General features: G+C 66.7%; 21 protein-coding genes, 6 tRNA genes and 1 pseudogene. 20 read left to right on the plus strand and 8 right to left on the minus strand.

Annotation, left to right across the window (positions count from 1 at the left end):
* Window positions 1-120: 120 nt before the first annotated feature.
* The 4 genes from WKR98_RS11025 (at window position 121) to WKR98_RS11040 (ending at window position 4,556) form a co-directional block, all read left to right on the plus strand.
* Complete coding sequence (locus WKR98_RS11025; protein WP_238160299.1) at window positions 121-1,176, plus strand: amidohydrolase family protein; 1,056 nt, start codon at window positions 121-123, stop codon at window positions 1,174-1,176.
* Window positions 1,169-2,167, plus strand: a complete 999-nt coding sequence (locus tag WKR98_RS11030) for a Bug family tripartite tricarboxylate transporter substrate binding protein (protein ID WP_124688141.1) — start codon at window positions 1,169-1,171, stop codon at window positions 2,165-2,167. The genes WKR98_RS11025 and WKR98_RS11030 overlap by 8 nt, the downstream gene beginning before the upstream one ends.
* A 43-nt stretch (window positions 2,168-2,210) precedes the next feature.
* Complete coding sequence (locus tag WKR98_RS11035) at window positions 2,211-3,176, plus strand: glutathione S-transferase family protein (RefSeq protein WP_341433002.1); 966 nt, start codon at window positions 2,211-2,213, stop codon at window positions 3,174-3,176.
* A gap of 177 nt (window positions 3,177-3,353) precedes the next feature.
* Window positions 3,354-4,556 carry an MFS transporter gene (locus tag WKR98_RS11040; protein WP_341433004.1) on the plus strand — a complete coding sequence of 401 codons (1,203 nt, stop codon included), beginning with the start codon at window positions 3,354-3,356 and terminating at the stop codon, window positions 4,554-4,556.
* Here the strand turns inward: WKR98_RS11040 and WKR98_RS11045 are convergent.
* Window positions 4,553-7,294, minus strand: a complete 2,742-nt coding sequence (locus WKR98_RS11045; RefSeq protein WP_124688144.1) for a bifunctional acetate--CoA ligase family protein/GNAT family N-acetyltransferase — start codon at window positions 7,292-7,294, stop codon at window positions 4,553-4,555. The genes WKR98_RS11040 and WKR98_RS11045 overlap by 4 nt on opposite strands.
* 146 nt (window positions 7,295-7,440) lie before the next feature.
* Between WKR98_RS11045 and gltX the strand changes: the two genes are divergently transcribed.
* The 9 genes from gltX (at window position 7,441) to WKR98_RS11090 (ending at window position 10,348) form a co-directional block, all read left to right on the plus strand.
* Window positions 7,441-8,868 carry a glutamate--tRNA ligase gene (gene gltX, locus WKR98_RS11050; protein ID WP_124688145.1) on the plus strand — a complete coding sequence of 476 codons (1,428 nt, stop codon included), beginning with the start codon at window positions 7,441-7,443 and terminating at the stop codon, window positions 8,866-8,868.
* A gap of 32 nt (window positions 8,869-8,900) precedes the next feature.
* Window positions 8,901-8,976 (plus strand) — tRNA-Ala (locus WKR98_RS11055).
* A 36-nt stretch (window positions 8,977-9,012) separates the two neighbouring features.
* Window positions 9,013-9,088, plus strand: a tRNA-Glu gene (locus tag WKR98_RS11060).
* A 37-nt stretch (window positions 9,089-9,125) separates the two neighbouring features.
* A tRNA-Asp gene (locus WKR98_RS11065) sits at window positions 9,126-9,202 on the plus strand.
* Window positions 9,203-9,326: 124 nt separating this feature from the next.
* Complete coding sequence (locus tag WKR98_RS11070; protein ID WP_124688146.1) at window positions 9,327-9,581, plus strand: type II toxin-antitoxin system HicA family toxin; 255 nt, start codon at window positions 9,327-9,329, stop codon at window positions 9,579-9,581.
* Window positions 9,578-9,916, plus strand: a complete 339-nt coding sequence (locus WKR98_RS11075) for a type II toxin-antitoxin system HicB family antitoxin (RefSeq protein WP_124688147.1) — start codon at window positions 9,578-9,580, stop codon at window positions 9,914-9,916. Before WKR98_RS11070 ends, WKR98_RS11075 begins: the two co-directional genes overlap by 4 nt.
* A gap of 130 nt (window positions 9,917-10,046) precedes the next feature.
* Window positions 10,047-10,122 (plus strand) — tRNA-Ala (locus tag WKR98_RS11080).
* A 36-nt stretch (window positions 10,123-10,158) separates the two neighbouring features.
* Window positions 10,159-10,234: transfer RNA gene (locus tag WKR98_RS11085), tRNA-Glu, on the plus strand.
* A gap of 37 nt (window positions 10,235-10,271) precedes the next feature.
* Window positions 10,272-10,348, plus strand: a tRNA-Asp gene (locus WKR98_RS11090).
* Window positions 10,349-10,386: 38 nt separating this feature from the next.
* On the opposite strand, the gene WKR98_RS11095 is transcribed toward WKR98_RS11090, so the two are convergent.
* The 3 genes and pseudogenes from WKR98_RS11095 to WKR98_RS11100 all read right to left on the minus strand — a co-directional run bounded on the left by WKR98_RS11095 (window position 10,387) and on the right by WKR98_RS11100 (window position 11,265).
* Complete coding sequence (locus WKR98_RS11095) at window positions 10,387-10,695, minus strand: hypothetical protein (protein ID WP_238160301.1); 309 nt, start codon at window positions 10,693-10,695, stop codon at window positions 10,387-10,389.
* Window positions 10,696-10,723: 28 nt separating this feature from the next.
* A pseudogene (locus tag WKR98_RS29255) lies at window positions 10,724-11,029 on the minus strand (recombinase zinc beta ribbon domain-containing protein); the annotation flags it as partial.
* Entirely contained in the window at window positions 10,939-11,265 is a 327-nt protein-coding gene (locus WKR98_RS11100) for a hypothetical protein (protein WP_341433010.1), read from the minus strand. The pseudogene WKR98_RS29255 and the gene WKR98_RS11100, both read right to left, overlap by 91 nt.
* A 300-nt stretch (window positions 11,266-11,565) precedes the next feature.
* Between WKR98_RS11100 and WKR98_RS11105 the strand changes: the two genes are divergently transcribed.
* From WKR98_RS11105 to WKR98_RS11125, 5 genes are all read left to right on the plus strand, one after another.
* Window positions 11,566-12,147: a YdeI/OmpD-associated family protein gene (locus WKR98_RS11105; RefSeq protein ID WP_192901796.1), complete on the plus strand. Its 582-nt coding sequence runs from the start codon at window positions 11,566-11,568 to the stop codon at window positions 12,145-12,147.
* A 320-nt stretch (window positions 12,148-12,467) separates the two neighbouring features.
* On the plus strand, window positions 12,468-12,911 hold the full coding sequence (locus tag WKR98_RS11110; protein WP_124688150.1) for a hypothetical protein: 444 nt from the start codon (window positions 12,468-12,470) through the stop codon (window positions 12,909-12,911).
* A 216-nt stretch (window positions 12,912-13,127) separates the two neighbouring features.
* Window positions 13,128-14,159: a serine hydrolase gene (locus WKR98_RS11115; protein ID WP_341433012.1), complete on the plus strand. Its 1,032-nt coding sequence runs from the start codon at window positions 13,128-13,130 to the stop codon at window positions 14,157-14,159.
* Between the two features lie 15 nt (window positions 14,160-14,174).
* On the plus strand, window positions 14,175-15,095 hold the full coding sequence (locus WKR98_RS11120; RefSeq protein WP_341433014.1) for a LytTR family transcriptional regulator DNA-binding domain-containing protein: 921 nt from the start codon (window positions 14,175-14,177) through the stop codon (window positions 15,093-15,095).
* A gap of 81 nt (window positions 15,096-15,176) precedes the next feature.
* Window positions 15,177-15,332 (plus strand): DUF3309 family protein, encoded by a 156-nt coding sequence (locus tag WKR98_RS11125; protein WP_124688152.1) that lies wholly within the window; start codon window positions 15,177-15,179, stop codon window positions 15,330-15,332.
* A 22-nt stretch (window positions 15,333-15,354) separates the two neighbouring features.
* On the opposite strand, the gene WKR98_RS11130 is transcribed toward WKR98_RS11125, so the two are convergent.
* On the minus strand, window positions 15,355-15,810 hold the full coding sequence (locus WKR98_RS11130; RefSeq protein WP_341433017.1) for an ion channel: 456 nt from the start codon (window positions 15,808-15,810) through the stop codon (window positions 15,355-15,357).
* A 130-nt stretch (window positions 15,811-15,940) separates the two neighbouring features.
* Here WKR98_RS11130 and WKR98_RS11135 point away from each other — a divergent pair, with 130 nt between their 5' ends.
* Window positions 15,941-16,759, plus strand: coding sequence for an META and DUF4377 domain-containing protein (locus WKR98_RS11135; protein WP_341433019.1), 819 nt, complete (start codon window positions 15,941-15,943; stop codon window positions 16,757-16,759).
* A gap of 15 nt (window positions 16,760-16,774) precedes the next feature.
* On the opposite strand, the gene WKR98_RS11140 is transcribed toward WKR98_RS11135, so the two are convergent.
* Complete coding sequence (locus WKR98_RS11140; protein ID WP_124688155.1) at window positions 16,775-18,028, minus strand: Hsp70 family protein; 1,254 nt, start codon at window positions 18,026-18,028, stop codon at window positions 16,775-16,777.
* A 209-nt stretch (window positions 18,029-18,237) separates the two neighbouring features.
* Here WKR98_RS11140 and WKR98_RS11145 point away from each other — a divergent pair, with 209 nt between their 5' ends.
* Window positions 18,238-19,053: a class I SAM-dependent methyltransferase gene (locus WKR98_RS11145; protein ID WP_341433021.1), complete on the plus strand. Its 816-nt coding sequence runs from the start codon at window positions 18,238-18,240 to the stop codon at window positions 19,051-19,053.
* Here the strand turns inward: WKR98_RS11145 and WKR98_RS11150 are convergent.
* Both WKR98_RS11150 and WKR98_RS11155 read right to left on the minus strand, forming a co-directional pair.
* The gene (locus WKR98_RS11150; protein ID WP_161567713.1) at window positions 19,050-19,244 is read right to left on the minus strand and encodes a zinc ribbon domain-containing protein; all 195 of its coding nucleotides are present in this window, start codon (window positions 19,242-19,244) and stop codon (window positions 19,050-19,052) included. The two genes, WKR98_RS11145 and WKR98_RS11150, sit on opposite strands and share 4 nt — an antisense overlap.
* A 340-nt stretch (window positions 19,245-19,584) precedes the next feature.
* On the minus strand, window positions 19,585-20,016 hold the full coding sequence (locus WKR98_RS11155; protein ID WP_124688157.1) for an acyl-CoA thioesterase: 432 nt from the start codon (window positions 20,014-20,016) through the stop codon (window positions 19,585-19,587).
* Between the last annotated feature and the right edge of the window lie 31 nt (window positions 20,017-20,047).

The raw sequence follows: 20,047 nt of genomic DNA on the forward strand, positions 1-20,047 counted from the left end.
TACACCGCGCCTGCGGGTTTTCTCTATGTGCGCCACATTTAAAAGGTAGTTTAAGCTACCTTTTAAATGTGGCGCACACGGCTGCCGATCCGTCGGCGCCGATAAAAGAAGGAGATACCCGTGGCGACTTATGATGGTCCGATCCTGGACGCATTCACCCATTTCCTGCCCCCCGAGTACATGGAGCAGGTCGTGCGCCGCTCCACCAATCGCGACCTGGCCAAACGGCTGACAGCCATTCCCATGCTGTTCGACCTGGAGCGCCGCCTGGCCATGATGGAGCGCTGGCCTCGGTACGCCCAGGTGCTGACCCTGTCGCAGCCGTCGGCGGACAGCGTCTGCGCCGCCGACGAGTCCCCCGCGCTGGCCCGCCTGGGCAACGACGGGCTGGCGGCCGTCGTCGACCGGCACCGGGATCGTTTTCCCGCTTTCGTTGCCAGCCTGCCGTTGAACAACCTGCCCGCGGCAGTGGAAGAGTTCGACCGCGCCGTGCGCCAGTGCGGCGCCGCTGGTGTGCAGATCGACACCAACGTGCAAGGCCTGCCGCTCGATGATCCCCGCTTCTTCCCCTTGTTCGAAAAGGCCGTTGAACTGGACGTGCCGATCTGGTTGCATCCCTACCGCGGCAGCCGGCCCGCCGACTACCCAGGCGAGGAGAAATCGAAGTATGAGATCTGGCAGGTGCTCGGCTGGCCCTACGAGACCAGTGTCGCCATGGCGCGGCTGGTCTTCTCGGGCGTGCTCAAACGCCTGCCCGCGCTCAAGATCATCACCCATCACCTGGGGGCGATGATCCCGTTTTTCGAAGGCCGTATCGGTTCTCTGTGGGATCAGCTGGGCACGCGCTCCGCCGACGAAGACCTCAGCCACGTCAAGGAGATGCTGGGCCGCCGGCCAGTCGAGTACTTCCGCATGTTTTACGGCGATACGGCTATCGGCAGTTCGCCGGCAGCCATTCGTTGCGGCCTGGAGTTCTTCGGCGAAGACCAGGTGGTGTTCGCCAGCGATTGCCCCTTCGACCCCGAAGGTGGCGTGGGTTTCATCCGCGACGGGATCGCGGCCATCCGCCAGCTCGATCTGCCGCTGGCCACGCAACAGAAAATTTTCTACGGCAATACCGCGCGCCTGCTCAAGCTCGGCCAGGCGCCCCTCGCTCGGGAGGCGAACCATGCGTAAATCCCTCTGTCTCGCGCTTGGCGGCTCGATGTTCGCGTGCACCGCCATGCTTTCCCCGTTCGCCTGGGCGCAGGCCCCCTCGACGCCGCCAGCCTCGTTTCCGACGCGGGCGATCACCATGATCGTGCCCTATACGCCCGGCAGCGGTGCCGACATCCTGGCACGTGCGATCGGTCCGATCATGTCGCGCGAGCTCGGCCAGCCGGTCGTCGTCGAGAACCGCGCCGGAGCGAGCGGAACGATCGGCACCACCGCGGTTGTCCGGGCGGCGCCGGACGGCCACACGCTTCTGATGTCGGCCGATACCATCACCATTACCCCCAGCCTTTACCGCAAACTGCCCTTTTCTCCCCAGAAGGATCTGGCGCCGGTCGGCCGGGCTGCGCAAGGAACGCTCGTCCTGGTGGCGAATCCGGAAGTGCCGGCCCAATCCGTGGCCGAGCTGGTGGCCCTGGCCAAGCAGCGGCCCGGCCAGGTTTCCTATGCGTCGCCGGGCAGCGGCACGCCGCAGCATGTTCTGATGGAGCTTTTCAAGCAGTCGACGGGGACCGACATGCAGCACGTTCCCTACAAGGGCATGGCTGGAGCCTTGACGGACCTGATCGGCGGACAGGTGCAGGTAGGGGTGATGTCCGTGCAGGTAGCCATGAACCAGGTCACGACAGGCAGGCTGCGGCTGTTGGGGGTGGGCGATTATCAGCGCCTGGCGGCGGCGCCCGACGTGCCTACTTTCCAGGAAATGGGCTATCCCGAGATGTCGCACCCCAACTGGTTCGGGCTGTTCGCGCCGGCGCACACCCCGCCGGCTGTCGTCGACAAGCTGAACGCCGCCATGCTGGACGCCCTGAAGCGGAAGGAAGTGCAGGAGACCCTGAACAAGCAGGGGATGAGAGTGGCGTCCGGTACTCCGGCCGAACTGGCCAGGCAGGTCGAGCAGGACATGTCGCGCTGGAGCACGGTCATCTCCAAAGCCGGCATCACGGCCGATTGACCAACCAGGGCGTTAACACGCCCTAACCCGGAGCAAGCCATTCATGCGCGATCTCGAAGCAATGGTCGGCGGCGCCCGCCGGCAACTCGGACGCCCTCCTGAACCGATCGGATCGTCCGCGGGCGATGGCCCGCCCCGATTCGAGCTTTTCCATGCCGCCAACTCGATCTGTTCGCAGAAGGTGCGGGTGGTGCTGGCGCACCACGGCATGCCGTACCTCTCGAATGCAATGCACATCGGCGCGGGGGAAACCTATCTGCCGGAGTATGTGCGCCTGCGCATGGCGGCATGCGACCTCGCGGACCTGCCGTTGGTCTCGGCGCACTCCGGCAGCACTGCGGTGCGTACCGGGGGCTGCGATCCCGCCGTCGTGCCCACGCTGGTGGACTGGCAGACACGGCAGGTCATCATCGATTCGAAACGCATCTGCATCTACCTCGACCAGGCTGCCCCGGGCGGGGCGCGGCTGCGGTCCGACGAGCTTGCCCGGCTCGTCGATGAGGAACTGGACGTGGTCGATGGCCTGCCCAACTATCAGATGCTCGTGGGCAACGCTCCCGAGGCCGGGCGCCAGGCGTCATCGCCGCATGCCGGAACGGGTGTCGCCTTCGCGATGAGCAAGGTGGAACGCTGCAATCGCTATATCGAGGAGCATGGCCACGACGAAATCCTGCAGCGGGCCTATCGAGCCAAACGTACCAAGGAGCTCGACGCGGCCGAGCGGCTGTTCGCACCGGCATCGATGCAGACGGCCTACGGCCAGGCCGAGGCGGCCTGCGAGCGGCTCGAGCGCAAGCTGGCAACGAGTCCTGCCGCGTGGCTTTTCGGAGACAGTCTCTCGATGGCGGATCTCTTCTGGGGCATCGAATTGCTGCGCATGCAAAATCTCGGCGCGGACAGGTTCTGGAGCGGTGGCGCGCGGCCGCGCGTGGCGCAGTTCGTTCGCCGATGCGAGGCCGAGGCGGCCATTCGTTCGGCGGTGCTCGACTGGCCGGGGGCGCTCTATTAACTAGGCCGGCCTTGCCCGGCCAGCCCCGGCTGCCGCCGATCGAGCCGCTCATGGCCCGTCCTGGTGTTTCCCGCCTTCCATCCTTCGCTGGCCGCGGTTGGGGTTTGTTTTGTTTTTAATCTGGATATAAAATATCTAGATTGAGGCGTTGCCTCGCTTCTTGTCGAGTTCTTCATCATGACGCGCAGCTCTTCTTCGTCTGCCGGTGCCTTGCCGGCGCAGGGTCTGGGGTCCGTTGCCATACTTGCTCTCGGGACGTTCGCGGTCGGGACGGATGCGTTCATCGTGTCGGGGTTCCTGCCTTCGATCGCGCAGTCGTTGCAGGCGTCGAACTCGATGACGGGGCTGTCGGTCACGGTGTTCGCGGGGACGTATGCGTTGTTGGCGCCGGTGCTGGCGACGGTCACGGCGCCGTGGTCGCGTAATCGGGTGTTGGTGGGGGCGCTGGTGGTGCTGGCGGTGGCCAATCTGCTGTCGGCGCTGGCGCCGGATATCTGGACGCTGCTGGCGAGCCGTGCGCTGGCTGCCGTGGGGGCCGCCGCCTATACGCCCACGGCCACGGCGGCGGGTGGGGCGCTGGTGCGGCCGGAGTTGCGGGCGCGGGCGTTTTCGCTGGTCACGGGCGGGTTGACCGTGGCGACGGCACTGGGCGTGCCGTTGGGCAATCTGGTCAGCCAGTGGTTCGGATGGCGCACCGCGTTGGGCATGGTGGCCGCGCTGGCGGCGCTGGCCTGCGTGGGGGTGGCGCTGATCATGCCATCCCTGCCGGGGCAGGCGCGTTCGTCGCTGCGCGCGCGCCTGGCGGTGCTGCGCCGGCCGGCGGTGGCCTGGGTGCTGCCACTCACGGTCGCGGGCATGACGGCCTGCTACATCGTCTATGCCTACAGCGTGCCCGCGCTCCAGGCCCTGGGCATCGCCGACGGGCACATCGGCATGATGCTGCTCTGCTATGGCGTCGGGGCGGTGCTGGGCAATCTGCTTGCCGGATACGCGACCGATCGCTGGGGCCCCACGCCGGTGTCGGTCACCGCCTATGTGGCCATGGCGGCGTCATTCGGGATCATGGCGTGGCTGGCCGTGGCCGGTGCCGGGCACGATGTGGCGGTGGGGCTGCTGGTGCTGGTCTGGGGCATGAGCAGCTGGGGGCAGACGCCGCCGCAGCAACTGCGCCTGACCAACGCCGCGCCGCAGGAAGCGCCGCTGGTGGTGGCGCTGAACGCTTCCTGCATCTACCTGGGCATCGCCCTGGGGACCGCGCTGGGCGCGGGCCTGCTGGCGCATGGCGCGGTGCTGGGGTTTGCCGTGTCGGCGCTGGCTGCCCTGGCCGCGCTGGGGTTCGTTGCCGGCCTGGCCTGGCAGGAGCGCGCCCGCCCGAGCTAGCCTGCCGTGCCTGCGTCCGTGGCCGGGTCGTCGTTTCTCAGGCGCAGCCACACCCGCCGCATGCTGAAGTCGTCGGGGTCCACGTCGATGTGGAACCCCAGCCTGCCCATCAGCGTCAGCATCGGCCGATTGTTGCCCAGCACCACGCCCTCGATCACGGCCAGCCCCTGCCTGCGCGCCGCGTCCACCAGCGTCGTCATGAGCTGGATGCCCAGTCCGCGGCGCTGCCACGCGTCGCCGATGACCAGCGCGTACTCGGCGCTTTCGCCGTCGGCGTTCAGCAGGTAGCGCGCCACGCCGATGACGGTCTCGCGCAGTTCGCCGGAATGGTCGGGGTCGGTTTCCCAGATCGTGGCCACCAGGGCAAGTTCGCGGTGGTAGTCGACCTGGGTGTAGCGCGCCAGCGTCCGCGGCGAGAGTTCGCGCATGAACGAGATGAAGCGCATGTAGCGCGTGTGTTCGGACAGCTGGCGGGTGAAATCCTGCAGCGGTGCCGCGTCTTCCGGCCGGATGGGGCGGATGGTGTAGGGCGAGCCGTCCTTGAATTGCAGGTGCCGGACCAGGCGGGCGGGGTAGGGGTGGATGGCCATGTGGGCGTAGCCGCCCAGGCCCGCGTCGGCGTCGCCCGCGGTCTCGCGCGTGAGCGTGATGCGGGTGTCGGCCGCCACGACCCGGTCGCCGTCGATCATGACGGGGTCGATGTCGATGGTCTCGATGTCGGGCAGCGCGCAGACGATCTCGGAAATCCGGACCAGCACGTCCTCGAGCGCGTCGACGGCGCGCGGCGAGAGCTGGCCCGCCAGCGTGTAGCGCCAGACCGGCGAGCGTTCCATCAGGCGGCGTGCCAGGAAGCCGTTGAGCGGCGGCAGCTCCAGGCTGCGGTTGGAGGGGCTTTCGCTGCGCGAGCGCGCGGATCCGAAGCGGATAACCGGCCCGAACAGGGTGTCGCGCGCCACGCCCATGGAGACCTTGGCCGATCCGGGCGGGCCGGCCATGGCTTCCACCGTGATGCCTTCGATGTAGGCTTGCGGCGCCGCGGCGTGGGCATTCGCCAGCATGCGCTGGTACGCGGTGACGAGTTCGGTGCTGTTGCGGATGTCCAGGTGCACGCCCCGCACCGCCGACTTGCGCACCACGTCGGGCGAATCGATCTTGATGGCCACGGGAAAGCCGATCTGCTGTGCGGCGATCACCGCCTCGGCCGGCGTGCGGGCAAGCAGGACCTGGACCACCGGGATGTGGAAAGCCGCCAGCAGCGCCTTGCTCTCGGGCTCGGTCAGGGTCAGCCGGCCCTCCCGGCGCGCGCCGTCGAGCAGGATGCGCGCGCCGGCCAGGTCGGGTTCCTGGCCGGGCGGCTCGGGCGGCGGTGTCTGCAACAGCAGTTGCTGGTTGTAGTGATAGGTGGCCAGGTTGCCGAAGGCGTCCACCGCCGCTTCAGGCGTGCGGAAGGAGGGCGAGCCGGCATCGTCCAGGATGCGGCGCAGCGGGCGCATGGCGGCATCGCCCATGAAGCAGGTGATGACCGGTTTCGGGGCCTTGGGGGCGCTGGCGGCCAGGGCCTGCGCCACCGCGCGCATGTCGGCCTCGGGGTCGGGCGACAGCACGGCCAGCACGCCGTCCACGCCGGCGTCGGCGACGATGGCCTGGACGGCCTGCGCGCAGGCCTGGGGATCGGGCGCCGAGAATTCGACCACGGGATTGTCGGTCCAGGCATTGGCGCTGAGGGTGTCCGCCAACTGCCGGCGCGTGTCCTCGCTCAGTTCTGCGCGCATGACCGGCCGGCCCGGCCCCAACTGGTCGAGCGCCAACTGCGCCGGACCGCTGCCATTGGCCAGCACCGCGATGCGCCGGCCGCTGGGCAGCTTGGCGAAGCCCAGCGCCTTGACCGCCGAGAACAGTTGCACGAAATAGCGGACCCGCACCGCGCCGGCGCGCCGCAGCGCGGCGTCGAACACCATGTCTGACGGGACGGTGGGCGGTCCTGGCGGCAAGGCGGAGGCCGCTTCGTCCGCGGCCAGCGGCCGCACGCTGGTGCGCCCGCGGCCGGCGTGCCCGGCCTTGAGCACCACCACCGGCTTGACGCTGGCGGCGGCGCGGATCGCGCTCATGAACTCGCGGGCGTCGCGCACGTCCTCCAGGTAGAGCGCGATGCTGTCGGTGCGCGCGTCGGCCACCAGGAAGTCCAGCACGCGGGGGACGTCCAGCGCCGCTTCGCTGCCCAGGGACACGACGGTCGAGAAGCCGGTCCGGTTGTCGTCGGCCCAGTCCATGACCACCGCCATGATGGAGCGCGATTGCGTGACCAGGGCGACGCGGCCCGAGCGCCCCAGCGAGGGATGCACGCTGGCGTTGAGGCCGGCGTGCGGCCGTTGCAGCCCGAAGCTGTGCGGCCCCAGCAGCACGCAGTCGTGGTCCGAGGCCCAGGCGCGGCAGAAGTCGTTGTCCTCGAGCGAAGGCTCGTGCGTAAGCACCGCCACCGCCCGCGGCCGGGCCGGCGCCAGGGTCTCCAGCGTGGTCCGCAGCGCCGCGCGGGGGACGGACACCACCGCCAGATCGGGCCGTTCGGCCGCCTGCGCCAGTTCCGCGGGCAGGACGCAGGCCTGCCGCTCGTCCAGCCGCAGTTCGGTGGTGCGGGCGCGCAGCGCGGCGGGCAGGGAGGCCATCAGCGGCAGCGGGCGGTCGCTGACGGCGATCAGCGAGCGGGGATCGAACAGCGGGGACAAGGCGTGCTGGGACATGGCCCTCCTTTCTGGATGAGGACGCGGCGGTGCGCGGCGACCCCGGGGGCCGCGCGGATTTGCTGCAATACAATACTACCCCGGTCAGTCGACCGTCGCGCGCTTGGCGCGCCCAGTATTCACCTCAGCACGAGAGCCGTTTTCCTATGAGCACCGATTCCTCGTCGTCCGGCCGCAATCCCGCGGTCCGTACCCGCTTCGCGCCGTCGCCCACCGGCTTCCTGCACCTGGGCGGCGCACGCACCGCGCTGTTCTCGTGGGCGTTCGCGCGCCACCATGGCGGCACCTTCGTGCTGCGGATCGAGGACACCGACCTGGAGCGTTCCACCCCCGAAGCGGTGCAGGCCATCCTGGACGGCATGGCGTGGCTGGCGCTCGAGCACGACGAAGGTCCCTTCTACCAGATGCGGCGCATGGACCGCTATCGCGAGGTGCTGGCAGGCATGCTGGCCGCCGGCTCGGCCTACTACTGTTATTGCTCGCCCGACGAACTCGAGGCCATGCGCGAGCGTGCCCGCGCCGAAGGGCGCAAGCCGCGCTACGACGGCACATGGCGGCCCGAGCCGGGCAAGGTCCTGCCACCGGTGCCCGAGGGCCGCAAGCCGGTCGTGCGCTTCCGCAACCCGCTGGACGGCGACGTCACCTGGAACGACCTGGTCAAGGGCCCCATCACCATCGCCAACGCCGAGCTGGACGACCTCATCATCGCCCGGCCGGACGGCACGCCCACCTACAACTTCTGTGTGGTGGTGGACGACTGGGACATGGGCATCACCCACGTCATCCGCGGCGACGACCACGTCAACAACACGCCGCGCCAGGTCAACATCCTGAAGGCCCTGGGCGCCACGCTGCCGGAATACGGCCACGTGCCCATGATCCTGGGACCGGACGGCGAGAAACTGTCCAAGCGCCATGGCGCGGTCAGCGTCATGCAGTACGACGACCAGGGCTACCTGCCGGAAGCCATGATCAACTACCTCGCGCGCCTGGGCTGGAGCCACGGCGACGACGAGATCTTCACGCGCGAGCAACTGGTCGAGTGGTTCGATACCCGCAGCCTGTCGAAGTCCGCGGCGCAATGGGACCCGAAGAAACTCAACTGGGTCAATGCCCACTACATCAAGCAGAGCGGCAACGAAGACCTGGCCGCGCGCGTCGTGCCGCGCATCGCCAAGCGGGGCGGGGCGGTCGACGGCGTGGACCTGCCGGCCATCATGGCGCTGCTCAAGGAGCGGGCCGAAACCCTCGAGCAACTGGCCGACGACGCGATGCTGTTCTGCGGCGAATTCGATGCCGCCGCCACGCCGCCGGAACTGGTCGCGCAGCACCTGACCGATGCCGCGCGCGCGATCCTGCGCGACTTCGCGCAAGAGGCCGGCTCGATCGAATGGACCCGCGAGCAGATCTCGGCGCTGATGAAGGCCACCCTGGCCAAGCATGGCGTCAAGATGCCGGCGCTCGGGATACCGCTGCGGGTGGCTGTGACGGGGCGGGCGCAGACGCCGGCCATCGATGCGGTCCTGTCATTGCTCGGTCGCGAGAAAGTGCTGGCCCGCTTGCACGCGGTTTAAAAACCGTGCATAATCTCGCTTCTTCGCAGGACGGGGGTATAGCTCAGCTGGGAGAGCGCTTGCATGGCATGCAAGAGGTCAGCGGTTCGATCCCGCTTACCTCCACCAGTCCAGGAAGAAGTTGTTGCAGTACTGTAGTTCCGGGTCCCCTTCGTCTAGAGGCCTAGGACATCACCCTTTCACGGTGAGTACAGGGGTTCGAATCCCCTAGGGGACGCCAGCCGAACAGGTTGGCAGCAGTAAGAAAATGCCGCTGCGGAGCGGTAGTTCAGTTGGTTAGAATACCGGCCTGTCACGCCGGGGGTCGCGGGTTCGAGTCCCGTCCGCTCCGCCAAGAATCAGAAAGCCCTGCTAAATCCCGTATTTAGCGGGGCTTTTGCTTTTCTGCTCCGGCATCGTGGAGCCAATCAAGCTTTCGAGTCTTGGAGAATGGTACCAAAATGTGGTACTTTTCACAAATGAAAGCCAAGCATCAGCGCACGCTGGAACTGATCTTCTCCCGTCCGACCCCAGGCGGAGTGAAGTGGTCGGCCATAGTGGGGCTGTTTCATGAGCTTGGAGCGGAGTTTGTCGAACGAGAGGGATCCCGGGTCGCAGTCGTTTTTCGGGATCAGGTAATGGTCCTACATCGCCCTCATCCGACTCCCGACGTAGACAAAGGCGCTGTTGCTTCTATCCGCAAATGGCTCGAAGAATCAGGAGTCAAGCCATGAAGAATGTGATGAACATCGACGGCTATCAAGCAGTTATCCAATTTGACCCGGAAATCCAGATGTTCCGGGGAGAGTTCGTCGGACTCAATGGTGGGGCCGACTTCTACGCGTCGGATGTTCCCGGCCTCGTTCGCGAAGGGAAGGCATCGCTCAAGGTCTTTCTCGATATATGTGAGGAGCGTGGCATTGAGCCGCGCAAGCACTTTTCAGGGAAGTTCAATCTGCGTGTTTCCTCGAAGGTACACGAAGCCGCGAGCATTGCCGCGGCGGCGGAAGGCGAAAGCCTCAATCAATGGATTGCGAAGACCATTGAAGAGGCGGTGTCCACGCATTGAGAACATGGGTGAGATGCTTGGGTTCAAGTGCCGCCCTGCGTGGACTCGCAAGCAGAAATATGGCTATAATCCAGGTCCCGCTTGAAAAGCGTTTCTGCGGGCATCCACCCAGATGGATGGCAGTAACCGTGGGGGTATAGCTCAGCTGGGAGAGCGCTTGCATGGCATGCAAGAGGTCAGCGGTTCGATCCCGCTTACCTCCACCAGTCCAGGAAGAAGTTGTTGCAGTACTGTAGTTCCGGGTCCCCTTCGTCTAGAGGCCTAGGACATCACCCTTTCACGGTGAGTACAGGGGTTCGAATCCCCTAGGGGACGCCAGCCGAACAGGTTGGCAGCAGTAAGAAAATGCCGCTGCGGAGCGGTAGTTCAGTTGGTTAGAATACCGGCCTGTCACGCCGGGGGTCGCGGGTTCGAGTCCCGTCCGCTCCGCCACTTCGGAACAACAGTGGGCACTCCGCCCGCCGCCGTTCCTACGCCGTTAGCGGTGAGCACGCGTAGCAGGTTGTTCTTTGAGCCCATGATCCGGACTTCCTCGCGATCGACCTCCACCCGCTGCGCGATCGCGCGCAGACGATCGCGTCATAGAGCCGCTTCAAGCGCAGCTCCGTTTCCGCTGCGCGCCGGTTCAGTTCGGCGATGTGATCGCGACGCCGGTCGGATCGCTCCTGCCGGCGATCCAGAACTTCGGACAACACGTCTTCCAGACGATCTGGGTCGAGCAGCCTTTCTTCCAGATGACTGGCGACAAGATCGTCCAGCCGTTCCATCGCGACGGTCATGCCCTCGCACGCGGTTGCCCCCCTGCCGCGCCTTCATCGAGCAGGTGTAGTAGCGGTAGCGCCCGCCCTTGCCGGTGCGGATCGTCATCGCGCCGCCGCATTTACCGCAATGGATCAGCCCCGTTAGCAGCGTCGGACCGCCGACGACTCGCGGGTGCGCGACCTTGGGGCTGCGTGACTTGAGGTGCGCCTGCACTGCGTCGAACGTCGCTTGCTCGATGATTGGCGGAACCTCAACCGCAATCACCTCGGCGGTCGCCCGACACACCGCCGCCCGGCGTCGAACGGCCAAGCCGCCAACTCGGCGTTTCGGACGGCGACGGTGCAGTCCCACAGATCATAAGCGTCGGCGCCCAGCCTATCATCATCGTCGCCGATGGCCTTGATATCGTCGAGCAGTTGGGCTTCCTCGGCGAGGATCTCTTGGGCGTACGCGATCGAATAGTCCCGCATGTCGATATAGTCGCGGTTCAGGAGAATCCCGTCTTTGGCGTCGGCATTTTCGAACGGGCCAATCGCGGCAGGGTCAAGTTCCCGCACGATCTCCACGTCAACGCTTTCCCGCAGCATTCGACTCCCCATTGTCCCTTCCACACACGCGAAATGTGCGAGACTGGGGAGCATCGTTGGGCCATGGTCGCGGTGAGACCACAACGTTTATCGTAGTGCTATAGCGTAGACATAGTCTCATCTTCATCGGTGTGCCCCGCCATTCCGCCATTTGCCGCCGTTTCGACTTTTGAGCCGTCGCCGCTATGCTCGGCTGCTGAATGATGGCTCGTGGGACTTGGCCTAAGGCAGCCCGACGCAGACATCTGCCGTTGCCCCACGAGGCAGGCGTAATATGATCCCCACCTAATGGAGATGGAAATGGAGATCCGGGCGGGCCTTCCAATAATCGGCTTTGAGGACGCCGCCGCCTTCGGCACTTGGCTGGCGGCGGAACCGAGGACTTCGAGGGGGGTGTGGCTAAAACTCGCCAAAAAAGGCGCGGCGGTTACCAGTCTCTCGAAAGCGGAAGCAATCGACACGGCGCTTTGCCATGGCTGGATCGACGGCCAGCTCGACAAGTATGACGAGGAGAGCTGGCTAGTTCGCTTCACGCCGCGCAAGCGCGCAAGCAAATGGTCCGAGGTCAATCGGACCCGCGCTGTGGAGTTGATCAAGCAGGGTCAGATGCAGTCCACTGGCTTGGCCGAGGTGCAGGCCGCCAAGGCGGACGGTCGGTGGGATGCTGCTTATGCGCCCGCGAGCTCGGCGCAAGTGCCGCCCGATCTGCAGGCCGCGCTCGATGCCGCGCCCCGGGCCGCAGAGTTCTTCGCGACTTTGAAAGGTGCGAACCGCTACGCGATCCTCTATCGCGTCAGCACGGCGAAAAGGTCCGAAACGCGCGCCAAGCGTATCGCTGATTTCGTTGAGATGCTCCAACGCGGCGAGACGGTTCATGGCTAGTCCAGTACCCCTCGTTCGATTGGCGTATGTTCTGGACAGCCTTGCCACCTGGACAGACGGCAGGTAGTAGGTCGGCAAAGGCATCACTCGACGGCGTAAACTGGGGCCGGAAGGCCTCCGTCTGCTATCGTAGCGCTACAGCGTAGGTATAGTGCTCATCTTCATCGGGCGTAGCCCGCCAAGGAATTCCAAGGGTTAGTGCGCTAGCAGCCACTAGCCTTTTTTGTTTGGGCGTTGGTCATGGCTGTTGCCGCCTCGCGGAGCCGGGCATGCGATTTGCGGGAATCCCGCTCCCTACCCCAAGACCAAGAGGTGATGCCATGAAATGCTCGAGTTCCACTCGCAACACGCTGCTCGCCGTCCTGCTGGCGGCCGCCACGCCACTCGCCATCGCGCAGACCAGCTCGCCCAACCAGACGAGCCAGGATGCCAGGACCGACATGGGCCCATCCACCGGCTCGTCCGGCAAGCCCCTGCCCGCGGGCCAGGGGAAAAACAGTCCGCAGCCCGAGTCCACGAAGCGGACCGGGCCCGTCGAGCACGGAAGCCGCAGCGACATGGGGCCGTCCAGCGGAGCCTCGGGTAAGCCCTTGCCCGCCGGCCGCGGCGGCTCGGACGCGGCTCAGCCTTCCGGCGACCGCACCCGGCCCGGCGGCAACGACCGGGACTCCCGGACCGACATGGGGCCGTCCTCGGGCGCGTCGGGCAAGCCGGTTCCTTCGCCCGACAACGGCTCGTCGTCGGGGGGCTCGATGCGGCGATGAGTAGCGGAAATCGGCGCCCGCCTTAGCTGGCGGGCGCCGGCTTGCCGCGGGACGGCATGTCGATTCGTCGGTGAATAATGTCGATTGGTCATTCCTGATTGACAATTCCAGCACCCACTTCCAATATCCGCCACGTCCATGCGTGCTCCGCATGACGGCTGCCGGTGCGGTGGGCCGCGCGGGAGCGGGCGTCAACCAGCGGAGTGTTCCCCGACCATGCTATTCCCCCTCGACCCGGCCGACCTGCAGCGCCGCAGGCTTTTCAAGTTCACCGCGTCGGCGCTGGCCGTGCAGGCGGTTGCCGCCTGCGGGGGCGACGCCAACGCCGCCGATGGCAATGCCGACGACGCGGTACGCAAGGCGGTAGCCGACTTCGGCGCGCTGGCGCCCGAGGGCACGCACTGCCTGGTGCGGGCCGACGTTCCCGAGGCGTCCTGGAGCGCAAGCTACAACCCGGATCGGCAACTGTTCATCGGCAGCGCGATCAAGACCTTCATCCTGGGGCAGTTCGTGATCGACGCGGAAACGTCGTACAACGGCACTTCCGGGAACATGCCGCAGACCATCGGCGACGAGGTCCGCTCGCCCGGCAGCCCCGTATTCGTCGACCTGAACGGCACGCTGCCCGCCAAGTACGCGCTGGAGGCGATGATCGCCCACAGCGACAACACCGCCACCGACATGGCCTATGCCGCCGTGGGGGCGGACCGGGTGCGGCAGCTGATAGCCCGGGCAGGGCTCACGCATACGCGGATCCCGGATTCGACGCGCCGCCTGTTCTCGTACCTGGCCGGGGCGCCCGATGGCGTGGACCTGGGCTGGGAAGCCTTGATGGCGGAACTGGCGAAGCCTTCGCTGCCGAACGCGCGGCCGGCGATCAACGACAGGCAATCGATGCTCAGCACGGCCACCGAACTGGTGGCGTGGTACCGGCAGTCGCTGTCGGGCAAGTTCTTCACCCAGCCGGCGACCCTGACGGAGTACAAACGGATATTGGCGATGGCCGACGCCATTTCGCTGGTGGTGCCAGCGGACATCATCGCCTATGGCAAGGGCGGCAGCATCGACTGGCTGGATTTCCACACCATCAGCTTCCCGGGCCAGATGATCGTCGACCAGGTGCCGGTCACGTTCTGCTTCACCTACAACTGGCGCGGCGCGGAAACCAGCACGGGCGCGCCTTTCCAGGCGTTCGTGAAGGCCGTCCGACCGGTATTGCAGGCGTGCGTGGACGCCATACGCAAATAGCGCAAGAGGCCAGTCATGGACAGCGAGCCGCCCTTCGAGAACCTGGAGCGCGGCCAGTGCGCGCCGGCGCCCTTGCTGGCGGGCTGGGTCCACCAGGTTGCCCTGGCGCTGATGAGCCGGCCCCAGGACGAGGCCATCTTCCTTGCGTTGCAGGCGCTGGGAACGCTGGCGCAGGTCGATCGAGCATGGATGTTCGAATACGATGCGCGGGCCCTGCGCTTTCGCAATACCCATGAATGGTGCCGGTCCGGCATTACGTCGCATGTGAGCGACCTGCAGGACGCGCCGGTCACGATGATCGCCTGGCTGCATCGAGCCCTGAACCAGCAGCGCGCCGTCATGGTCCACGACGTGGCGCGGATGCCGCGCGCGGCAAGGTCGGTGCAGGCGGAAATGCTGCGCCAGCAGGATCGCAGCGTGCTGAGCGTGCCCGTTTTCCACGAAGGCCGCCTGCGCGCGTGCATAGGCTTCGACGCGACGCGCGCGCCGGTGCGCTGGCAGCCGGCGCAGGCGCTGGGCCTGTTCCTGTGCGCGGACCTGATCGCGCAGGCCCGCTATGGCGGCACGGAAACCGAGCGTGGCCGGGCGCGGGCGCAGCTCTACGAGCCCCTGCTTTACCTGCGGCTGGGGCACGGAACACGCGGGCTGGCCCCGGCGGACATCCTGGGCGTACGCTCGGCGCGCGACTATTCGCTGATCTGGCTGGCGGGCGGCGACTCGGTCAAGGACATGCGGCCCTTGTCCGCCTGGGCGGAGCTGCTGCCGCAAGAAAGCTTCATGCGCATCCACCGCACCGCGCTGATCAACCTGGGGCACGTCAAGGCGCTGGAACGCAGTGCCTCGATGCCGTGGACCGTCCAGTTGCGCGGCCTGGGCCGGCCCTGGTCGGTGTCGCGGCCCTATCGCCAGGCGCTGCGCGCCAGGCTGGGGGTTTGACGCCGGAGGGCGGGCGCGCATCTTGCTGAGGAGCAGGCAGGCCTTGCCAAGGCCGCTTCCTTCGCTATCGAGGAGAACGCCATGCTCACCACAATAATTCTGATCATCCTGCTGCTGGCGCTGGTCGGCGCCTTTCCCGCGTGGCCCCATGCCGCCAACTGGGGATACGGGCCCTCGGGCATTATCGGGGTGATCCTGGTCGTGCTGATCGTCCTGCTGTTGATGGGAAGGATATAGGCCCCGGGCGGCGGGGAGACGCTCAGCGGCGGTCCTCGCCGCCCTGGCGCTCGCGCCAGTTGCGCCGCATGAGAATGAATGTGAACGAGGTGGACCAGCCGATCAGGATCAGGCCCACCAGGGGTTCCACCGAGGCCAGCAGGCGCAGCGGCCCGGTGGGAAAGATGTCGCCCAGGCTCTGGGTGGTAAAGGTTTCCAGTCCGAAATAGATGTAGGCCAGGGGGCCCGCGCTGGCCGCGCCGGTCAGGCGCCCCAGGCCCAGCCATTCCGCGCCTATCCAGTAGCCGGCGCCGAACAGCATGCCTTCCAGGCAATGGGCGGCGATGATGGCGCAGATCAGCACGCCTATGTTCGCCCGCCCGCTCCAGCGCCGCGGATGGAAGGAGGAAATGAAGCGCAAGGCTTCGTAGTGCAGGGCGACGGTGCCGATGGAGAAGACCACGGTCAGGCCGATGGCCAGGAAATAGTGCGCCGGCATCGTTTCTTTGTCAGGACTTGTTGCGGGTGGGGGACGATTATTGCAGTTGTAGCACTCGCCGGACGGTGGCCGCATGCGGGGGCGCCGCGCAATGCTACGCTTGATGGCCCCAAGAAGAAGGAGAACGTCCATGAAACGGACCTGGAAAATCCTGCTCACGGCGGTCGTGGTGCAGGGACTGGCGGCCTGCGCCCAGCAGGGCGGCGCGGCGGGCGGCCCCGGCGGCAACGCGGATACCTCGATCCTGACGGCCTACCACTGGCGCCTGCAGCAGGCGCTGAACGCGACCGGCGCGCCCCAGCCCGACGCGGTGAACACCCACGGCGGCCAGGCGCTGCAACTGACCTTCGCCGGCGAGCGCGTTGCCGTGGCGGGCCTGTGCAACACGCTGGGCGGGGGCTACCGTGTCGATGGCGCGCGAATGGCCATCACGCAAATGGTCGGCACCCTGCGCATGTGCCCCGACCAGGCCTTGATGAAATACGAGCGGGACGTGGCCGAGCGGCTGCCGACGGTCTCGGGCTGGGAGATATCGGGTGGCACCGCGCGACCTGACGCGGGGGCGCAGCCGGCCCTGAAGCTGACCTTCGCCGACGGCAGCCAATGGCGGCTGGCCGGCACGCCCACCGACCAGACGCGCTACGGCTCGGCGGGCGAGACCATGTTCCTGGAGGTGGCCCCCGACCTGGTGCCGTGCAGCCATCCCCTGATTCCCAACATGAAGTGCATGCGGGTCCGCACGGTCAGCTACGACGGCGCCGGCATCAAGCAGGGCTATGGCGATTGGGAGGCCTTCTACGGCAACATCCAGGGCTATACCCATACCGCCGGCGTACGCAACGTGCTGCGGATCAAGCGCTATACCGTCGCCAACCCGCCGGCCGACGCTTCCCGCTATGCCTACGTGCTCGACATGACCGTGGAAAGCGAGCAGGTGTCGGGGCGCTGAGCCCCGGCCGGCGTTTCACCCCAGGCGCCGCGCGGCGTCCAGGGCCAGGCCCGTTCCTATGCTGCCGAACGTGTCTCCCTGGACCGCGCGCGCCGCGGGCAGCAGCGAGGCGACCTGGTTGCGCAGCAGGGGCACGCTGCTCGATCCTCCCGTGAAGAACACCGTATCGACCGCCCGCGCGGCAACGCCGGCGGTGTCCAGCAGCCCCGCGATCGTCCCGCCTATGCGGTCCACCAGATGTTCGATGGCGGCATCCAGGTCGGCGCGCGTCGCCACCTGGACCAAGCCGGGCTCGACGCGGCCCAGGTCCATCCGGGCCTCGGGCTCGGCGGCCAGCGCGATCTTCGCTTCCTCGACCTGGAAGGCCACCCAGTGGCCCGCGCGTTCCTTGACCAGTTCCAACAGCCGGGCGAGCTTGTCCTTCTCGGCCGATTCGTGGAACAGCTCGGCCAGCATGGTGGCCGACTTGCGGGCATAGACCTGATTGATGGTGTGCCACGACGCCAGGTTGAAGTAGGGCGTCGAAGGCATCTCCTTGCCGCTGGCCAGGCGGCTGCCCAGCCCCAGCAGCGGCATCACGGTGCGCAGGCTCAGGTACTTGTCGAAGTCGGTGCCGCCGATGTGGACCCCGCCGTTGGCCAGGATGTCGTCGCGCCGGTCGGCGGCGGCCGCGCGCGCGGGGTTCAGGCGTATCAGCGTGAAGTCCGACGTGCCGCCGCCGATGTCCACCACCAGCACCAGTTCCTCGCCGGTGATCTGCGATTCATAGTCGAAGGCGGCCGCCATCGGTTCGTACTGGAATTCGACGTGGCGAAAGCCCACTTCGCGGGCGATCTCGGCCAGCGTCTCCTGGGCCTTGGCATCCGCGCGCGGATCGTCGTCGATGAAGAAGACGGGGCGGCCGAACACCGCCTGGTCGAAAGTCCTGCCGGCCGCGCGCTCGGCGCGCCGCTTGAGCTCGCCGATGAAGCGGGAGAGCAGCAGGCGGAACGGCAGCGCCCGGCCCTGGACCTCGGTGTGGCCTTCCATCAGCGGCGTGCCCAGCAGGCTTTTCAGCGCCCGCATCAGCCGGCCGTCATAGCCTTCAAGGTAGTCCCGGACCGCCGCGCGGCCGAAGCTGGTCTCGATGTCCTCGGCGTGGAAGAAGACCGCCGAGGGAAAGGTGGGCTGGCCGTCTTCCAGCGGCAGAAGCGAGGGGGCGGCGGGCCGGTGCCAGCCGACGGTGGAGTTGGACGTCCCGAAATCGACGCCGCATGCGTTTGAGATCATGAAGGGAAAGGAAAAAGGCGCCGCGGCCCCGGAGGGGACTGCTTTTCGGTCGCGGAGTGGGGCCGCGACGGAAAACGCAGATCGATATGCGGTCTTGGCATGGTCCGCCTGGGCGGGCCGGTGTTAAAACGTGGAACGACGTCATTGTATGCGCAGCCACCGACCGTGCCACGTCCCGTGCATGGTCCTCGTCCAAAGGAGCCTTACGCATGTCATTCAAAGCCTTAGCCGCGGTCGTTGGCGTGTCGCTGGCCGGCATGGGGTGCGCCGTCGCGCCCGTCGGCGAAGACGCCGCGCTGAAGCAGGCCATCGCCAGCCCGGCGCGCACGCCGGCGTTCGTCGCCCGCGATGCCGCCCGCAAGCCTTACGAAGTGCTGCGTTTCCTCGAACTGAAGCCGGACGCCACCGTGGTCGAGATCTCGCCCGGGGCCGGCTACTGGACCGAGATCCTCGCGCCGTACCTGAGGCCGCGCGGGACCTACTACGCGGCCCAGTATCCCCAGGACGGCGGCGGCCGTGCCTATTACCAGGAGTACTACCGGAATTTCCGCGCCAAGCTGGACGCCAATCCGGCCCTGTACGACCAGGTCCGGGTGACGGCCTTCGGCAAGGGCCGCTACGATATCGCGCCGCCGGGCAGCGCCGACATCGTGCTGACCTTCCGCAACCTGCACAACTGGATGAACGACGGCTATGCGGAGGAAGTGCTGGCCGCCTTCTACCGCGCCCTCAAGCCGGGCGGCATCCTGGGCATCGAGGCCCATCGCGGCCGGACCGACAAGCCCCAGGACCCGCGCGCGGCCGACGGCTACGTGCGGCAGGACTACGCGATACGGCTCGCGCAGCAGGCGGGCTTCGTCTTCGCAGGCAGTTCGGAGGCGCTGGCCAATCCCAGGGATACCAAGGATCATCCGGCGGGAGTCTGGACGCTGCCGCCTACCTTCCGGCTGGGCGACAAGGATCGCGAACGCTACGCCGCGATCGGGGAGGCCGACGGGTTCCTGCTGAAGTTCCGCAAACCCTAGGTCTTGGACGCCGGCAGCCGGGCGTAGCAGTGCTTGCAGATGGCCGCGGCGGGATGCACGTACTTGCCGCAACTCGGGCACTGCTTGCCGTGCTTTTCACGGGCGATTTCGCGCGCCTTCGCCCGTTGGCGAGCCTTGAACACGAAGACCCCTACGCAGATGGCAGCGATGATGGCAATGAAAACAATCATGCTCTTCCCGTTGAATTTGCGCGAACGAGTATAGGGGGGATGTGTTATCGGAAGTTTGCAGGATGTCTCAATTGTTATAAAGAGCGCAGGGTTTTTTTCTGCGAAAGACGCACTGCGCGGGCCGGAAAAATTGCCTCGCGAGCAACAGGGTCGCCTGAACAGTGGCTGAAAGCGCGATTGCGCCCCAGGGGAATCCCGGGGCGAAGGCCGCATGGCCATGGAAAGAAGGCCCGTCTGCTAGCGAACGGATACACATGGCTGGACCATGGCCGGTCATGATGGCCAAGTTACATTTTTCGGCAACCCTATCGGGAAATCGGTAACGGCGAAGCCGGGGTGTTCAGGCCTGCCAGTAGCCGCCGGCCTCGATGGCGCGGCGGACATCCTCGGGCACCTCGATGGGCCGCATGGTGTGCATGTCGATGAATACCAGGACCAGCGCGGCGCGCAGGCGTACCGGCTGGCCGTCGCCGGCGCGGCTCAGTTCGATGGAGATCTTCAGCGAGGTGCGTCCGACGCCGTCGATCCGCAGCGCCGAGGCGATGTCTTCGCCCAGCCGGCTGGGGGCCAGGAAATCGACCTGCAGGTTGACGATGGGGATGGCGATGTGCCGCTCGCCATGCAGCGCGGCGAAGCCGGTGCCCAGGCCGTGCCGGAGCCAGTGCTCGACGGTGTCGTTCAAGATCTCGACATAGCGCGGATAGAACACGATGCCGGCGGGATCGCAGTGCTTGAAGCCGATCTCGACCGGCATGACATGGATGGTTCCCATGCGGTTTCCTCGATGGATGGAACGGGCGGGC

The organism is Pigmentiphaga sp. YJ18, assembly GCF_038066655.1.
Taxonomy (GTDB): domain Bacteria; phylum Pseudomonadota; class Gammaproteobacteria; order Burkholderiales; family Burkholderiaceae_B; genus Pigmentiphaga.

Excerpts from the sequence above, each read along its gene's own strand:
- WKR98_RS11030 (WP_124688141.1), top strand. The coding sequence starts at position 1,169 with ATGCGTAAATCCCTCTGTCTCGCGCTTGGCGGCTCGATGTTCGCGTGC.
- WKR98_RS11035 (WP_341433002.1), top strand. The coding sequence starts at position 2,211 with ATGCGCGATCTCGAAGCAATGGTCGGCGGCGCCCGCCGGCAACTCGGA.
- WKR98_RS11040 (WP_341433004.1), top strand. The coding sequence starts at position 3,354 with ATGACGCGCAGCTCTTCTTCGTCTGCCGGTGCCTTGCCGGCGCAGGGT.
- WKR98_RS11045 (WP_124688144.1), bottom strand. The coding sequence starts at position 7,294 with ATGTCCCAGCACGCCTTGTCCCCGCTGTTCGATCCCCGCTCGCTGATC.
- gltX (WP_124688145.1), top strand. The coding sequence starts at position 7,441 with ATGAGCACCGATTCCTCGTCGTCCGGCCGCAATCCCGCGGTCCGTACC.
- WKR98_RS11070 (WP_124688146.1), top strand. The coding sequence starts at position 9,327 with ATGAAAGCCAAGCATCAGCGCACGCTGGAACTGATCTTCTCCCGTCCG.
- WKR98_RS11075 (WP_124688147.1), top strand. The coding sequence starts at position 9,578 with ATGAAGAATGTGATGAACATCGACGGCTATCAAGCAGTTATCCAATTT.
- WKR98_RS11095 (WP_238160301.1), bottom strand. The coding sequence starts at position 10,695 with ATGACCGTCGCGATGGAACGGCTGGACGATCTTGTCGCCAGTCATCTG.
- WKR98_RS11100 (WP_341433010.1), bottom strand. The coding sequence starts at position 11,265 with ATGCTGCGGGAAAGCGTTGACGTGGAGATCGTGCGGGAACTTGACCCT.
- WKR98_RS11105 (WP_192901796.1), top strand. The coding sequence starts at position 11,566 with ATGGAGATCCGGGCGGGCCTTCCAATAATCGGCTTTGAGGACGCCGCC.
- WKR98_RS11110 (WP_124688150.1), top strand. The coding sequence starts at position 12,468 with ATGAAATGCTCGAGTTCCACTCGCAACACGCTGCTCGCCGTCCTGCTG.
- WKR98_RS11115 (WP_341433012.1), top strand. The coding sequence starts at position 13,128 with ATGCTATTCCCCCTCGACCCGGCCGACCTGCAGCGCCGCAGGCTTTTC.
- WKR98_RS11120 (WP_341433014.1), top strand. The coding sequence starts at position 14,175 with ATGGACAGCGAGCCGCCCTTCGAGAACCTGGAGCGCGGCCAGTGCGCG.
- WKR98_RS11125 (WP_124688152.1), top strand. The coding sequence starts at position 15,177 with ATGCTCACCACAATAATTCTGATCATCCTGCTGCTGGCGCTGGTCGGC.
- WKR98_RS11130 (WP_341433017.1), bottom strand. The coding sequence starts at position 15,810 with ATGCCGGCGCACTATTTCCTGGCCATCGGCCTGACCGTGGTCTTCTCC.
- WKR98_RS11135 (WP_341433019.1), top strand. The coding sequence starts at position 15,941 with ATGAAACGGACCTGGAAAATCCTGCTCACGGCGGTCGTGGTGCAGGGA.
- WKR98_RS11140 (WP_124688155.1), bottom strand. The coding sequence starts at position 18,028 with ATGATCTCAAACGCATGCGGCGTCGATTTCGGGACGTCCAACTCCACC.
- WKR98_RS11145 (WP_341433021.1), top strand. The coding sequence starts at position 18,238 with ATGTCATTCAAAGCCTTAGCCGCGGTCGTTGGCGTGTCGCTGGCCGGC.
- WKR98_RS11150 (WP_161567713.1), bottom strand. The coding sequence starts at position 19,244 with ATGATTGTTTTCATTGCCATCATCGCTGCCATCTGCGTAGGGGTCTTC.
- WKR98_RS11155 (WP_124688157.1), bottom strand. The coding sequence starts at position 20,016 with ATGGGAACCATCCATGTCATGCCGGTCGAGATCGGCTTCAAGCACTGC.